The sequence below is a fragment of the Clostridium sardiniense genome (assembly GCF_019753795.1).
Classification (GTDB): domain Bacteria; phylum Bacillota; class Clostridia; order Clostridiales; family Clostridiaceae; genus Clostridium; species Clostridium sardiniense.
The window spans coordinates 44,223-60,595 of the sequence record NZ_JAIKTU010000010.1 but is presented as its reverse complement, the minus strand read 5'-3'; the positions used below and the strand labels follow the sequence as shown (position 1 = coordinate 60,595).

The 16,373-nt window shown below is 25.7% G+C and carries 17 protein-coding genes; all 17 read left to right on the top strand.

Going from position 1 to position 16,373, the window contains the following annotated elements; translation table 11 throughout:
* Positions 1 to 144: 144 nt before the first annotated feature.
* The 17 genes from K5V21_RS12905 to K5V21_RS12825 all read left to right on the top strand — a co-directional run bounded on the left by K5V21_RS12905 (position 145) and on the right by K5V21_RS12825 (position 16,364).
* Positions 145 to 483: a DsrE family protein gene (locus K5V21_RS12905; RefSeq protein WP_221861601.1), complete on the top strand. Its 339-nt coding sequence runs from the start codon at positions 145 to 147 to the stop codon at positions 481 to 483.
* Between the two features lie 22 nt (positions 484 to 505).
* On the top strand, positions 506 to 1,285 hold the full coding sequence (locus tag K5V21_RS12900; RefSeq protein WP_221861600.1) for a sulfite exporter TauE/SafE family protein: 780 nt from the start codon (positions 506 to 508) through the stop codon (positions 1,283 to 1,285).
* 347 nt (positions 1,286 to 1,632) lie between these two features.
* Positions 1,633 to 2,586, top strand: coding sequence for a helix-turn-helix transcriptional regulator (locus K5V21_RS12895; protein ID WP_204593518.1), 954 nt, complete (start codon positions 1,633 to 1,635; stop codon positions 2,584 to 2,586).
* A 713-nt stretch (positions 2,587 to 3,299) separates the two neighbouring features.
* On the top strand, positions 3,300 to 3,842 hold the full coding sequence (locus K5V21_RS12890; protein WP_221861599.1) for an NADH peroxidase: 543 nt from the start codon (positions 3,300 to 3,302) through the stop codon (positions 3,840 to 3,842).
* A 328-nt stretch (positions 3,843 to 4,170) separates the two neighbouring features.
* On the top strand, positions 4,171 to 4,533 hold the full coding sequence (locus K5V21_RS12885; RefSeq protein WP_221861598.1) for a YccF domain-containing protein: 363 nt from the start codon (positions 4,171 to 4,173) through the stop codon (positions 4,531 to 4,533).
* Positions 4,534 to 4,992: 459 nt separating this feature from the next.
* Complete coding sequence (locus K5V21_RS12880; protein WP_204593521.1) at positions 4,993 to 5,535, top strand: ferritin family protein; 543 nt, start codon at positions 4,993 to 4,995, stop codon at positions 5,533 to 5,535.
* A gap of 338 nt (positions 5,536 to 5,873) precedes the next feature.
* Complete coding sequence (locus K5V21_RS12875) at positions 5,874 to 6,926, top strand: YdcF family protein (protein ID WP_221861597.1); 1,053 nt, start codon at positions 5,874 to 5,876, stop codon at positions 6,924 to 6,926.
* Between the two features lie 278 nt (positions 6,927 to 7,204).
* The gene (locus tag K5V21_RS12870; RefSeq protein WP_221861596.1) at positions 7,205 to 7,663 is read left to right on the top strand and encodes a hypothetical protein; all 459 of its coding nucleotides are present in this window, start codon (positions 7,205 to 7,207) and stop codon (positions 7,661 to 7,663) included.
* 22 nt (positions 7,664 to 7,685) lie between these two features.
* Positions 7,686 to 8,156 carry a hypothetical protein gene (locus K5V21_RS12865; RefSeq protein WP_221861595.1) on the top strand — a complete coding sequence of 157 codons (471 nt, stop codon included), beginning with the start codon at positions 7,686 to 7,688 and terminating at the stop codon, positions 8,154 to 8,156.
* Between the two features lie 60 nt (positions 8,157 to 8,216).
* A complete protein-coding gene (locus K5V21_RS12860) occupies positions 8,217 to 8,621 on the top strand; it encodes a hypothetical protein (protein ID WP_221861594.1) in 405 nt (134 codons plus the stop codon).
* Positions 8,622 to 8,658: 37 nt separating this feature from the next.
* Positions 8,659 to 8,844, top strand: coding sequence for a hypothetical protein (locus tag K5V21_RS12855; RefSeq protein ID WP_221861593.1), 186 nt, complete (start codon positions 8,659 to 8,661; stop codon positions 8,842 to 8,844).
* Between the two features lie 270 nt (positions 8,845 to 9,114).
* Positions 9,115 to 9,807 (top strand): CRISPR-associated endoribonuclease Cas6, encoded by a 693-nt coding sequence (locus tag K5V21_RS12850; RefSeq protein ID WP_221861592.1) that lies wholly within the window; start codon positions 9,115 to 9,117, stop codon positions 9,805 to 9,807.
* A gap of 12 nt (positions 9,808 to 9,819) precedes the next feature.
* Positions 9,820 to 11,553, top strand: a complete 1,734-nt coding sequence (cas8b, locus tag K5V21_RS12845; protein WP_307495449.1) for a type I-B CRISPR-associated protein Cas8b/Csh1 — start codon at positions 9,820 to 9,822, stop codon at positions 11,551 to 11,553.
* A 19-nt stretch (positions 11,554 to 11,572) separates the two neighbouring features.
* A complete protein-coding gene (locus tag K5V21_RS12840) occupies positions 11,573 to 12,523 on the top strand; it encodes a type I CRISPR-associated protein Cas7 (protein ID WP_221861591.1) in 951 nt (316 codons plus the stop codon).
* Positions 12,524 to 12,525: 2 nt separating this feature from the next.
* A complete protein-coding gene (cas5b, locus tag K5V21_RS12835) occupies positions 12,526 to 13,281 on the top strand; it encodes a type I-B CRISPR-associated protein Cas5b (RefSeq protein ID WP_221861590.1) in 756 nt (251 codons plus the stop codon).
* Between the two features lie 57 nt (positions 13,282 to 13,338).
* Positions 13,339 to 15,861 (top strand): CRISPR-associated helicase Cas3', encoded by a 2,523-nt coding sequence (gene cas3, locus K5V21_RS12830; RefSeq protein WP_221861589.1) that lies wholly within the window; start codon positions 13,339 to 13,341, stop codon positions 15,859 to 15,861.
* 8 nt (positions 15,862 to 15,869) lie between these two features.
* Complete coding sequence (locus K5V21_RS12825; protein ID WP_221861588.1) at positions 15,870 to 16,364, top strand: CRISPR-associated protein Cas4; 495 nt, start codon at positions 15,870 to 15,872, stop codon at positions 16,362 to 16,364.
* The last annotated feature ends 9 nt before the right edge of the window (positions 16,365 to 16,373 follow it).

Sequence of the window (16,373 nt, the reverse complement as noted above, 5' to 3'; positions counted from 1 at the left end):
CTAAAATAAGCTAATAAATAAGTAATTGTAATAATAACAATAAATTATTTGTATAACACTTTATACAATGTTAAAAAACTAATCATACTAGTTACATTCTAATTTTCTATAATAAACTATAGAAAAGCTTAGGAGATGATTATAATGAAAGTTATTGTACATGTAAATGAAAAAGATAAATGGAATATGGCTGTAGGTAATATTAAAAATATTTTAAAAGATGATCCTACCTTAACTGTTGAGATGCTAGTTCATGGCAACCCAATAGTTAATTTAAGAGAGGCAGATGCTAATAAGTTAGGATTTTATAGTGAAATTAGTGAATTAGCTTCTAAGGGAGTTGTATTTGCAGCTTGTAATAACACATTAACTAAAATGGAAATAAAAAAAGAAGAACTTTGTGATTTTGTTGAAGTAGTTCCAGCCGGTGTTATGGAACTTATAAAAAAGCAAAATGAAGGGTATGCTTATGTAAAACCTTAATAAAGGTAAGAAGGTAGATTAAATGGAAATAGTATATTTTCTTTTAGCAGTAATAGCAACTACAATAGGTGCAGCAGCTGGAATAGGTGGAGGAATTGTAATAAAACCAGTTTTAGATAGTATTAGTTCATATTCTCTTCCAACAGTAAACTTACTATCCTCAGCAACTATATTTGCAATGGCAGTGGTATCTATAGGGAAGCAGATTGCTAAGAAGGATAAAATAGATGTAAAAAGAACAATGATTATAGCAGGTGGTTCAATTATAGGAGGAGTTATTGGACAAAATATACTTAAGATATTAGTTTCAATAAATAAGCATTCTGAGTCAGTTTCAATACTTCAAAGCACACTTATTATAGTATTGTTACTTAGTGTTTTTTTCTATATGAGAGTAAAAGATAGAATAAAAAAACGTGATTTAAATAGTAGTTTAATAATTGCTATAATTGGAATTATTCTAGGTGCTATTTCAGCTTTTTTAGGCATTGGTGGAGGACCTATAAATGTTGCAATATTTGCTACGTTATTTTCTATGGATACTAAAGAAGCTGCAAGAAACTCGATTATAGTTATATTATTTTCACAGGGGGCTAAAATACTATCAATAGCAGTAACTACAGGATTTTCAAGTTATAATTTGAAGGTATTACCAGTAATGGTTATAGGGGGAATACTTGGAGGGTTCTTAGGATATAAGCTTAATAAAAATTTGTCTGAAAAAAATATAATGAGAATATTTAATGCTACAATAATACTTATTGTATTTATAAGCAGTTACTCCATTTATAGAGTAATATAATAGAAATATTTAAAAAATTAAAATTATCATTAAAGGAATTACTTAAATATATATATAATAATAATATAATATGATAATATAATCTTTGAAAAATAGATAATAAAATGTATTGTTACATTTATATGTCACCATTATAGCGTATTATATAATTGTACGGTAATTCCTTTTAATCATGGTACATAAAACGAAGTTTTCTCAAAGTATAGGGTGTAATTAAGCTAATAACTACTGCTATCATGATAGGAAGTTGGGAATTATTTTGACCGATGAGATTTTGCTAGGGGGCGGAATCTCATTTTTTTTGCTTTATAATTAGAACATTTTTAAAGATACAGAGGAGAGTGATTATGGGCAAGGTAAATAATGCTTTAAATATGTTGATGCTTCTAAAAACTAGAAATAAAATGACTAGGCGTGAAATTGCAGAGGAATTAGAAGTTGATATTAGACAAATCAGCAGGTATAAAGAAGATTTGTGTATGGCTGGAATTTTAATAGAAGAAGAGCGTGGAAGATATGGAGGTTATAGCATAAAAGGTAAAACTGCTTGGATTAATGCAGATTTAACTGAAGATGAAGTAAAAGCTATAGAACTTGTAATGAATTACTTACAGGCAGGAACATTTCCTTTAAAGACAGACTTTAATTCTGGAATAACTAAAATCCTATCAAATTATAAAGTAGATGATAATAGTTTTTGGAATTCCAATGCTACAGCTCAATTTAAAAGAATAAATAGAAATACAGATGAGTTGAAGCAAAAGTGGATTACTATAAATGAGAGTATAATTAATTTAAATAAGCTTAAGATAGATTACTCAAATCTTAAGGATGAAAATATGATAAGAACTGTATGGCCATATGCTGTTTATATTTATCAAGGCGCAAACTATATGCTTGCCCATTGTGAATATAGAAATAAAATAAGAAATTTTAAACTTGTAAGAATAAGAAAGATAGAAGTTTTAGATGAAACCTTTGATAAAGGGAATTTTGATGTTAAGGCCTATCTTAACAGTAGACTTGGTATACATAATAGTAGAGAAAAATTTTTAGTTAAACTTAAAATATTCTACCCATATGCAAAATGTTTTAAGGAACATAAATGGGTTATAGAAGAAAAGATTGAAGATCATTATAATGAAGGGTATTTGCTTTATAGTGGAAATATAGAGGGAAAAACTGATATTGTAAATTGGATAATGGAGATGGGAAGTAATGTTGAAGTTTTAGAACCTAAAGAAATTAGGGATGAAATTATAAAGGAATGCAAAAAGATAATGGGATTATATAAAGTATAATTCCATTATCTTTTTATATTATTATATGTAATATTTAATAATCATAAATTAATAATCGAATTATAAAACCTATTAAATGAATTCATAATTATAGATAATTGGGCTACAGAAGAGTCTGTGAAAACATTCAAAAAATATATAAATATATTAATCTAAAAATACAGGTAAATAATATAAAAATTACTTGTAAATGTTAAATTATATAATATAAAAATATAATCAAAAAGGAATCTAAATACAATATTGATATGAAAATATTAACATTAAATACACCTTCTAAACTATCATTAAACAAATGGTTAAATATACTAAAAAGCTATTTTATTATACAAAAAAAGTAGTATCATAATATCTATAGAGGGCCTCTATAAAAAGTACAAAAGATAATATTAAGTATACAAAAGATGAGAGTTTATGAGTAAAAACTATGATAACAGAAGATGAGAGTTTATGAGTAACAAAAGATTCAAAGAAAATTTTAGATATATATGATTAGTATTATAAATACAAAAGATAAGTATTTAAAGTACAAAGGGTAAATATTTAAGATACAAAAGATAAGTATATTAAAATACTAATTTAATATATAAAGCAAAAGATGAGTTTAAGTAGATTTTATAGCTATGAAATATAACTAAAAACCCTAAACAATCTTGTTTTTAAGTTTTAAAAAAGATGAAGACATTTTATGAGAACCCAAGGAGGAATTAGTTATGAAAAGATTTATGTGTACAGTATGCGGATACGTATTTGAAGGAGAAGAAGCTCCAGAAAAATGCCCAGTATGTGGAGCTCCAAGAGAAAAGTTTGTAGAACAAAAAGGTGAAATGGCTTGGGCTGATGAGCATAGAGTAGGAGTAGCTAAAGGCGTTGATGAAAGAATTTTAGAAGGATTAAGAGCAAACTTTGCAGGAGAATGTACAGAAGTTGGTATGTATCTTGCAATGGCTAGACAAGCTGATAGAGAAGGATACCCAGAAGTTGCAGAAATGTATAAGAGAGCTGCTTTTGAAGAAGCAGACCATGCTTCAAGATTTGCAGAACTTCTAGGAGAAGTATTAGAAGCTGATACTAAGAAAAATTTACAAATGAGAGTGGATGCAGAATACGGCGCTTGTCAAGGTAAGAAAGAATTAGCAACACTTGCTAAACAATTAAACTTAGATGCAATTCATGATACAGTTCATGAAATGTGTAAAGATGAAGCAAGACATGGTAAAGCTTTCAAGGGATTACTTGAAAGATACTTTGTATAGAAATAGCGTTCACACTACCCTTTAAAATATATAGATTCAAATAAGGCTTAGGAAAAGAATATTTCCTAAGCCTTATTTGTATTTATGGATAGTTAATATATTTTCTAGATATGTTAAATAAGGTCCATCATGATTAATGAAGTTAAATATATATAAGATCTAAATAGTACATAGAGATGAAGATTAAATATATAATTTAATAAGGATTGAAATATATAAAATCCAATGTATTAAATAAAAATAATAAGAAATTAAGGGCATTAATGTAAGAGAGAGTATATAATAATAAAGTCTAAACAAAAATTAAAATATGAAAGGAAGAAATAATATGAGTTGTCTTGGAAATATAATATGGATTATATTTGGAGGATTATTTAATGCTTTAGGATGGTTATTCTTAGGGGTAGTATGGTGCATAACTATAATTGGAATACCAGTTGGACTTCAATGCTTTAAGATGGCAAAACTTCAATTCGCACCATTTGGAAAAGAAATTGTAACAGTAAATGATGGTGGAACAAGTCTAATACTTAATATATTATGGATTATATTTGGTGGACTTGCTATGTGTATTTCAAATTTAATTAGTGCAGCACTTCTTTGTATTACTATTATAGGAATACCATTTGCAGTTCAAAGTATTAAGATTGCAAAGCTTTCACTTATGCCATTTGGTAAAGATGTAGTTTAATATAATTAAAAGATGGAAAGTGTTTTTGTCGAATAGTATTAGTAGTAATTTGAAAGAATTCAAGTTATAATAAAAATGTGGAAAATATTTCATTATGTTAAAAGAAATTTAACCACTTTATTTAATTCCTCTATAAATATTATAGAAAAATTTAAAACAAGCCTTTACAAGTAATAATTATTATTATATAATAATAAATGTAAACAGGCGATAGATAAAAATTATTAAATAACACAGGATATAAATTATACATAAACTTTAAGATACAAAAGATTTTTAAAGAACAAAAGATGTATAAGATAAATTAATTAATCTAGAATTTAACCCTTCGAACCTATGATAAAAAATTAAGGAACAAAAGATGGTTATAATGTCTGTATTTAATTTAAACTAAGATATCAATAAAAATTATATAAATAAAAAATGTGTGTTTTATATATGAAATAGGAGGAATTAATTATGAAGAAATTTGTGTGTCAAGTATGTGGATATGTTTATGAAGGTGAAACTGCACCAGAAAAGTGCCCAGTATGTGGAGTAGGTGCTGATAAATTTATGGAACAAGTTGGAGAAATGGCTTGGGCTGACGAGCATAGAATCGGAGCTGGAAAAGACGTAGATCCAAGAGTTGTAGAAGGATTACAAGCAAACTTTATGGGAGAATGTACAGAAGTTGGAATGTATCTTGCAATGTCAAGACAAGCTGATAGAGAAGGATTCCCAGAAGTAGCTGAAGCATATAAAAGAATTGCTTTCGAAGAAGCAGAACATGCTGCAAAATTTGCAGAACTTTTAGGAGAAGTTGTTGATGCTGATACAAAGACAAACTTACAAAAGAGAGTAGATGCAGAATTTGGAGCTTGTCAAGGAAAGAAAGATTTAGCAACTTTAGCTAAACAATTAAACTTAGATGCAATCCATGATACAGTACATGAAATGTGTAAAGATGAAGCTAGACATGGTAGAGCATTCAAAGGATTATTAGACAGATATTTTGCATAATATAAAAAGTTATATACTTACATTAAAAGGCTTAGAGAAATTTCTCTAAGCCTTTTTAAATTATTATAAAATTAATTTTAAATATAGTAATTTAAATGCATTTATATATTAAGAGAGTAGATTTATTAATAAGGAAATATAAGAAAGTACATGAATTTATATATTATATGTATTTTACACATAATTAAAGTAGAGGATGTATGTTAAATTTTATGGAATCATTATTATTTTAAGCACATAGAGAGTTAAGATATCATATAATTAAGATAATTTATAGATTAATACAAGTAATTAATCTATAAATATAAAATAATAACATAGGATGAAAGGGGTAACTTATGACTTTATTTATGATAGGAATTATAATTTTCATTATATTTCTACTGAGCTTTCTACAAAATCCAAGTAGGCTTATTAATGGATTTATACTTCTTAATGCAATAATGTTTATGCTAATTGATTTAATATTATCTTTAGAGAGCATTAATCAAAGTTTAGCTATAGGTGTATTCTTAACAATATTTATTTTAGGAATATTAATCTTCTTTGGAGTAATAATATTTTTGATTGTAAATGGAATTACCATGATGAAAAGAGAAGGTAGAAGTTTAAGTAATATGCTATCTTTTATAGTAGGGGTAGGAACATTAATAATTATAGTATTTGTAATAGTATCTCCATTTTTACCATTTGACTTTGGTATAAGGGAAATCATATATGGATTCATATTTTGGTTGTTTTTAGCAACGATAACATTCTTCTTATTACTTTTAGATTTTTTAGTATCAGCACTAGTTTATAGGGTAAGATTTTATAGAATGAATAAAGACTTTATAATAGTTCTTGGTGCAGGACTTATAAGAGGTAGAGAGGTATCTAAACTTTTAGGAAGCAGGCTAGATAAGGCATATGATTTTTATTTAAAGCAAAAAAATAAAAAAGGAAAAGATTCAAAGATTATTGTTTCAGGAGGAAAAGGTTCAGATGAGAAAATTTCAGAAGCTGAGGCTATGAAAGACTATTTAGTCTCTAAAGGATGTCCAAGGGAAGATATAATTTTAGAGGATAAAGCTAGGACTACATATGAAAATATGGTGCTATCTAAAAAGATAATGGATAAAATGAAGAAGAAATATAAAAGTGTATTTGTTACAAATGAGTATCATGTATTTAGAGCCGGTATATTAGCTAAAAAAGCAGGACTTAAGAATGTAGGTTTAGGATCTAAGACAGCTTTTTACTTTGTACCTAGTGCATTTATAAGAGAATTTATTGGAGTACTTTCACTTAGAAGATGGTGGTATGTATTCTTAATGGTTATACTAGCATTATTTATTGTAGCAGTATTTGTAGCATTACATTTTATTGCAGAATTAGGATATATAATTTAAAAATATACTAAAAGGAGTAGATTATAAAATAATCTGCTCCTTTTAAATTTTATTATAATGATTAAATGAAAATTAGAGGAGGATATTTAACTAAAAGTATTCAAATAAAGATTCAAATTTTTAATACAATAAAAAAACTATACTAAAAGTTATATTGTTTTAATAAAATTACTTTTTGGTAATTGGAAAATATAGTATAATAGTGAATGCAATATATTTACAATTATAATGAGCTTTAAATTAAAAAAAGATTGTGCTCTGGAAATTAAGGGGGGGCTATGATAGTCTGTAAAAAATGTGGTAGAGCTAATGAAGATTCATGTATAATCTGCAAAGATTGTGGGAATACATTAACAAAAAGTGATATTTATGAATACAACAGAAGTATAGAAAAAATAAAATTAGATAGAGCTAATAAAAGTAAAAAGAAAAAGACTACAAAATTAGTTTTAAGTGTAATATATCTCATAGTTATATTAGGGTTACTTGTATTAAATATAATCTCTAATAAAGAGAGTTTTACTTTAATTGTAACTACAATGATTATGATATTATCTGGATATATCTGTATAACTAAGCCAGAGTTAATTTTTATATTTACACATTTACTTAGTGTTAAAGATATAAATGAAGATGACATGTCAGATATGTATGAAACATTAACTATAGTTTTGGGATATCTAATATATACATATGCTGTAATAAATCTAATATTAAATTATATAGAAGTAGCTTAGGAAGAGGGGAATATTAAATTTTATGAAAAGAAAATTTAAGAAAAATATTATAACAATTATTATAGTAAGTTTAGTTATAACAATAATAACTGTAGGGAATATTATTTATAATTACATTAAAGAAAATAATATTTATTCGAATATTATAGAGGCAAATTGGGGTGTTGAGTTATCAAAAAATTATGATGAATTGTATGCAAAAGATAGTGGTGAGAGTTTTTTGGGAGATGGACAAAGGTACCATGTATTTAAATTTAAAGACCCAGAAGGCTTAAATATAGATAAGAGATTAAGTCTAAAAAATAATAAAGATGAAATTTTAGAAGAAAATATTGAAGAAATACTTAAAAAATTAAGTGTTACAAAAGAAAATTATCCGGATTTCAATAAAGCATACAGTTATTATTTAAAAACAGATGAAGACTCATCAAAATTATATATGGTGAATTTTAAAGATAGCCATACTTTATATGTTATAGAGGATATATATTAATAAGAGATATAAATTTATAGAAAGTTTAGGAGCTAGGAAAGGTAAGGAAGGGGAGAATTTATGAAAATAAAAAACAAGGTTATAACAGTGATAGCTATAATTGTAACTTGTGTAATTGTAGCATTTGCTGTGGGGCCGCATGGGGGAAATGCTACGACGGTTATGTCTATAGGCTCTAATACTAAAAGTAGTATGAAGATGATATACAAAAGTTTTAATGGAGAACAGTATAAAACATTAAATATAAAATCAGGACAAAAATTAGATGTTAATATTGATGTTACTACTAAAAGCGGAGAACTAAATGTACTTGTTCTAGATAAAGATAATAATGAAATATACAGTATTAAAAACCCAAGTGAAAAAATTTCTAAGAGCATAGATATAAAAGAAAGTGGTAAATACACCATAAAAGTAGCAGGAAAACATAGTGGAAGCTACAGAATAAATTGGGATATAAATTAAATTTAATATATTTAAATATAGGAGTTTGTATGAAGATATGAAAAACAAAGGAGCTTGTGTAAAGTGCAATTCTAATAATATTAAAATAATAAGTGCTGTACCAATAAAAATAACAACATCTAAATTAATTAAGCCTAAATATTATTTATGTAATGATTGTGGTTATATGGAAATGTGGCTTGATAATAATAAAGAAGAGATAGGGTATATTGATAAAATTTAAGAATACCAGGATGATAACATACATAGTTAGGTTATCGTTCTGGTATTTTTATTGCTGTACTAATGTTATACAATTTGAGGAGTTATGTTTTAAATATGTAATATTGTGGTTATAATATGTTTATATAAATCATAGCAAGGATGTATTTAAATTAGCAAGGATGTATTTAAAGTTTTTATACTTTAAAGAGATTAACCATAACATTTGATGTATAGCTATATAAGTTAAAGTTAGTGTTGTATAGCATATTAAAGAAGAGGAGGAGTTTAATTGAAGGTATATGAGATAACATTGAAACTTTTTCTGCTTAAAGAAATAGGTTTTAGTGAAGCACAAGAAAGTATTGCAAGGTTAATAGATAAAAGTCTTTGTAGAGACGAAAAATTTTTAAAATTCCATAATGAGAATAAATTTAAAAATTATTGCTTTAATTCTTTTTACCCTCTTGAAAAAGATAAGAAATATAAAGAGGGTAATATCTACACAGTAAAAATAAGGACAGTAGATAGTGAGCTTGCAAAGTATCTTATTGATAGTTTAGTAAACGAGTACACAGATTCTATTAAAGCTTTAACAGGGGAGATTAGAATAATTCCTAAAAAACATATTGAAAAACTTTATAATATAACACCACTAATCATAAAAACAGATGAAGGTTATTGGAAAAAGGTACTATCCTTTGGTGAGTTTGAAAAACAAATAAAAACCAATTTAATAAAGAAATATAATGCAGTAACAGGTGAAAAATTAGATCAAGATTTTCAGCTATATACATCTATTGAATTTTTAAATAATAAACCTTGTCCAATTTCATACAAAGGAAAGACATTACTTGGAGATAAGATAAGCTTAGCAATATGTGAAAATGAAATAGCACAGAAATTAGCTTATATGAGTCTAGGAACAGGAATGTGCACATTTAATAGTAGGGGTGGAGGATTTATCAATTTTCGTTATCTATAAGGAGGTGATTATGTGTTAGATAAAATTCGAGAAACATTTAAAGTGATGTATGGAACCCATGGAGATTCTATAATAATAGACTCATACATTCCAGCTGATGGATTATATATAATTGTTTCAGAAAAAAATAATATTTTGAAAGAAACTGAACGAATTACTATAAAGCTTGATAAAAAAACTAAAGAGATAGATAGGACAATAGACAATTTTGATTTTATAGCTTCAGTTGATTACATGAGTAAAGTAGTGGATATGAATAAGCCAATTGATAAAAAGAAAATAATCCAAAGTAACAACTATTTAAGCTTTGTAATAAAAAAAGAAAGCTTAGTAAATGGAAAATTAACAAATGAAATAATAGATGGTTATTATGAAATTCTAGAAAATCCAATAAAAAAATATGATAAATCAAAAAAATCAAAAGAGTTATATGAATCAATTGAAGAAAGGAATGGAAAGGTAAACACTCAAAGATTAAATATTGTTAAGGAATGGATTAAAGATAATATATTTAATTTGCTAGAAAAAGAAGATATTGATAAAGGATATCTTAAAATATTTTTTAATTTCGATAAATTTGACTTAAGTGAATACAAAAAAGAGAGTGAAAAGTATATAATACCAAATTTATATAATAGCAATGATTTTAACATAAAAATTAATGGATATATATATGGATTACCCAATGATAATATGGGATTAAACTCAAAAAAGCCATATTTAGAAAATAAAAGTAGGAAAACTAAGGTTCCATATTTAATAAATCAAGATGATGTCATGATTCAAAAAAAAATATTTGATTATCTTATGAATTTAGCATCTATAGGAATAACAAATATCTATATAAATGATAAAGAGATAAAGGCAATAAAAAACGGAGAACTTATAGATGAAGAAGATTTTTCAGGTATTTATTTAAGAATACAAAAAGGTAAGGAAGTTGAAATTATTGATTCAGATACTATAAATTCATATAATAACAACATTAAGCCAATGAATTTTGAGAATATCCTTCAAGGTGATATAAAAAATTTAAAGCAAAGTTATGGAGAAATAAATACTATACACGAGATGCAAAGGTTAATAAATGAAGTGTTTTTTAGCAAGTTTTTAATAAATAATTACTTTACAGAAGCTAAAGATATATCAATAAATGATTCTAATTTAAAGCGAAACCTTATTTTAGCTAGAAGTGCTTTATTTACTTGGTTTTATAAAGGAAATACATCATCACTATATAAAGTGATCAATATTATATCTTTAAGTCTAATAAAAGACTCAATTAATAATGCGTATTTTTATAAAGCTGTAGAACAATTTAATTTAAGATCATCACTAATTAGGTATTTAAAAGGAGGAGAAAGTATGGCAGATATTTTAATAGACAATAAAAATAAATTAAGAGAGAAAATAATTATGAAAGATACAGGGAGTATAGAGAGTGATAAAGAATATTTCTTTGCAGTTGGACAACTTATAAATTACTTCATGTCAAAGAATAAAGGAAGTAAGAAGGTTCAATCTTTAATAAATCCAATAATAAATGCAAAAAGTGATGAAAGACTTAAGGAGGAACTAAAAAGACTATACAAAAAGTACAATTATGATATAGATCAATATAGTAGAAAATTTAATAATATGTTTGCTATGGTATCATCATACAAGCCAGAAGAGAGAATAGATGATGATTTAATAATTGCAGGATATTTACACAGCAATCTAATATTTGAAAAGAGTGAGAAATAGGAAAGGGAAGGTGTATTAAATGGACAAAAGAGTATATGGAGTATTAGGAATAGTTTCAAAGATGAGTAATTGGAATGCAGATTTCACAGGTTATCCAAAGACAACATCATCAGGGGATATATTTGGAAGTGATAAGGCATTTAAATATCCAATGAAGAAAATGTGGAATGATAATGGAGAAAAAGTGCTTTATATAAAATCAATGAAACTTTCAGAAGGAAAAGGTGGAGAAGTTAACCTTGTACCAAGATCGTTAAAAGAAAGATATGAATTAATATTTAATGAAGAAGATTTAAAGAAGAATAAAGATACTACAGTAGTTTTAAAAAATTTATTTAATGCAACTGATGTAAAGAACTTTGGAGCTACATTCGCAGAAGAAGGAAATAATATATCAATAACAGGAGCGGTTCAAATAGGACAAGGTTTTAATAAGTATGAAGATTCATGTGCAGAAGAACAGCAGATACTATCACCTTTTAGAGATGGTAAAGAGAAAAAGGGAAAGGCTTCAGATGAAGAAGCTAAAAATTCAACTCTAGGAACAAAAATTGTAAGTAATGAAGCACATTATTTTTATCCATTTACTATAAATTCAAATGCATATAATGAATTTGTAAATTTAGGTGTTACTGAGGGGTACACTGAAGATGATTATAAGAAGTTTAAAGAAACATCAATAGTAGCTGCAACTTCATATGCAACAAATGCAAAGGTTGGATGTGAAAATGAATTTGGATTATTTATTGAAACAGAGAAAGAGGTATATCTACCAGACCTTTCAAATTATGTAGAATTTAAAAAAGGTGAAGATAAAAATATAATTTCAATAAGTTGTGGAGATTTATTAAATAGATTATCAGATAAGATTCTAAATGTAGAGATTTATTATAACCCTTACACTACTTTAATAGAATCAAATATAGATAATGTAAAACGTATAAATATATTTACACAAGAAGAGGTATAAATATGGATGCAATCAAATTTACATTAAGGGGAAATACAGCTTTCTTTAAGAAGCCAGATGTAAATAGTAATATGTATTTTACTTATGGATGTATACACAAAGTAGCACTCCTTGGTATCTTTGGAGCAATATTAGGATATTCAGGATATAACAAGATAAAAGATAAAAAGGATATAAATGTGTATCCAGAGTTTTATGAAAAATTAAAAGATCTAAAAATATCAATTTTTCCTAAAAATCCAAAAGGATATATTACAAAAAAGGTTCAAACATTCAATAATTCAGTTGGATATGCTTCTAAAGAGCAAGGTGGAAATCTTATAGTAAAAGAACAATGGCTTGAAAATCCTGTATGGGATATATATTTTATAATTGATAGTAAAGAGAGTGAAAATCTTAAAGAGAAGATGTTAAACTCAGAATGTACGTATATGCCATATTTAGGGAAAAATGATCATCCAGCAAGTATTGAAGATGTAGTGTTAATTAAAGATATAGAAGAAGCTAGTTGTATTAAGTCAATAGATAGTATTTTTATAAAAGATAGTGTTGTGCTAGAAGAAGAGGATTATTTTTCTTTTGAGGAAGGCGAAGATGTAGAACCTATATGGAAGTATGAAGAGAAATTGCCTATGACATTAGATAAAATAACTAATAAATATGAATTTGAAAGCTTTATTGCAACCAATAGAAAAGTTGAAGGCGTAAAGAAGTCTAATATTTATAATATTTGTGGAAAAAATCTATTCTTTATATAAATACATTGGAGAAGGGGGAGTAATCCTCCTTTTTAAATAAAACAAGGAGAAGGACTTATGTATTTTAATAAGGAAAATAAATTTAATATAAATAATCATTTAAGCAATAAATATAAGTTTTATGCTCACAAATCAAAAGATAAAATGGAAGCTTTAGAGGAGCACTTAAATTTAAGTGAAGAAAATTTATATAGGTTATTTAAAACAAAGAAATTAGATATACCTTTTAAGAATATAGAAAATTTAATACTAAAAAATTTAGATGGAGAAGATATAGAACTATTTAGAAGAATGATTCTAGATACAGTTTATATACATGATATAGGAAAGATTAATCCAGTATTTCAATTAAAGAAAATGGATAATGATTTAGGTCTTAATGAGGCAATAGTTTCAAATAATTCAAATCATTCAATTATATCATCAATAATTTATCTAAATTATTATTTTAAGATAATTAAAGGATTCGATAAAGAAAAGATGATGATATTTGTAAATGTAACTCTTATGAATGTGTATATAATATCTAAGCATCATGGAAACTTAGATTCTTTTGAAGAATTTAAAAATAAACTTACAATTGTTGATGGCGAGGGGAAAAGGTTATTTGATAGTAACTTTAATATTATAAAAGATGTCTATAAGGAGAAGATAGAGGTAAATATTAATATAATAAAGAAACTATTTAAAATTAATGAAAAATATATAGGAGCTATAGATGAAGAAACGAAAATATCTAATTTCATATATGAAAAGTTAATGTTTTCACTTTTACTTGCATGTGATTATTATTCAACAACAGAATTTATGACTAACTCTAAGATAGAAAACTTAGGTGAATTTAAAGATGTAGAGGAATTTTATAAAGTATATAAAGATACAGATATAACAAAATCTATAAGAGAGTATGAAAAAAGTGAATATAAAAAACCTAAGGATTTTTCATCAATTAAAGATATAAATATTTTAAGAAATGAAATGTTTTTAATGTCAGAAGAATCATTAGAAAATAATTTAGATAAAAATATATTTTACTTAGAAGCACCAACTGGTGGAGGAAAAAGCAATATAGCTATGAATCTTAGTTTTAAAATAATAGAAGAAGATAAAAATATAAATAAGATAGTATATGTATATCCTTTTAATACACTTATTGAGCAGAATATAAATAACATAAATAAAACTTTTGGAAATAATAAAGAGCTTATAAATAAAGTATCAGTTATAAATTCTCTTGTAGCCATAAAGAAATTAAATGATAAAGGTGAAGAAATAAATTGTGAGGATGCCTTATTAAATAGACAGTTTTTACACTATCCTATGGTACTAACAACCCATGTAAGCTTATTTAATTATTTGTTTTCTACAGGAAAAGAAGAATCATTTCCATTAGTGCATTTAGCAAATAGTGTAATAGTTCTAGATGAGATTCAAAGTTATAAAAATATAATTTGGAAGGAAATAATAATGTTTTTAGAAGCTTATTCAAAGCTATTAAATATAAAGATAATTATAATGTCAGCAACACTTCCTAATTTAAGTAGCCTTACAGATAATGCAACTAATGTAGTTAGATTAATAAAAAATCCGGAAAATTATTTTAAGAGTCCAGTATTTAAAGATAGGGTAGAGTTAGACTTTTCATTAATAGAATCTGATAATGTGCATGAAGATTTGTTAAACCATATCACAAGTATTTCACAAAATGAAAATAAAAATATTCTTGTTGAATTTATAAGAAAAGAAAGTGCATATAACTTTTATAGAGAATTAAAATCCTTAGATGAAATAGAAAGTGAAATTTTATTGATTACTGGTGATGATAATCAAATAGATAGGCAAACTGTATTAGATAAGGTTAAAGAAAAGAAGGGAATTATATTAGTTGCAACACAAGTAATAGAAGCTGGGGTTGATATTGATATGGATTCTGGATATAAGGATATATCAATATTAGATAGTGATGAACAGTTTTTAGGTAGAATTAATAGATCTTGCAAGAAAGAGTGTTCTAAAGTATATTTTTTCAACTTAGATAAAGCAGATTTGATATATCAAGGTGATATTAGAAAAAATAGAAAATACACACTATTAAATGATGAAATGAAAAAAATTATTAAAAATAAAGAATTTAATAAATTTTATAAAGGTGTATTAGAAGATATAAATTCTGAAACATCAAAATTAAATGATAAAAATATAGAGAATTTTATAAACAATATAATTGGGAAATTAAATTATTTAGAGATACAAAAAAAGATGAAGCTAATAGATGATGATAAGCTTGAATACACAGTATTTTTAAATAGAACTGTAAATGAAATTGAAGGAAGAGAGATTTGGGATAGCTATAAAAACTTATTAAAAGATAACAAAATTTCTTTTGCTGAAAAAAAGGTGAAATTATCAGAAATTAATAGTAAGCTTAATTATTTTGTTTACAAAATAAGAGGACAAATGAACTTAAGTTATGAGGAAAGAATAGGAGATATGTATTATATAGATAATGGAGAAGATTTTTTTGAAGATGGAAAATTAAATAAAAGTCTATTTAATTCTTCAGGGGCAGAGATTTTATAGGAGGTTTTATGAGAGTTAATGGAACACTTATTAATTATTATTTTCACTGCAAAAGACAATGCTGGCTTCATGGAAATAGATTGAATTTAGAGGATAATAGCGAAATAGTCAAAATAGGAAAAGCAATACATGAGGAGAAAAAAGAAAAGGGAAAGAGAACAGAAATAGAGATAGATAATATTAAAATTGATAAATTAACAGATGAATACTTGGTAGAGATAAAAAAATCAGATGCAGATATAGAAGCAGCAAAGTGGCAATTAATATTGTATTTAAAAGTTCTAAAAGATAAAGGGATAGAGAGAAAGGGAAAATTAGAATTTATAGAAAAAAATAAAACAAAAAATAAGATAATATATCTAGAATTAAACAATGAGCTCTTAGAGGAGTTAGATATAATCGTAGAAAATATAAAATCACTTATATGTGAAGATAATATTCCAGATGTATTAAATAAAGGGATATGCAAAAAATGCTCATATTATGAATATTGTTATATTTAGGGGGTATAA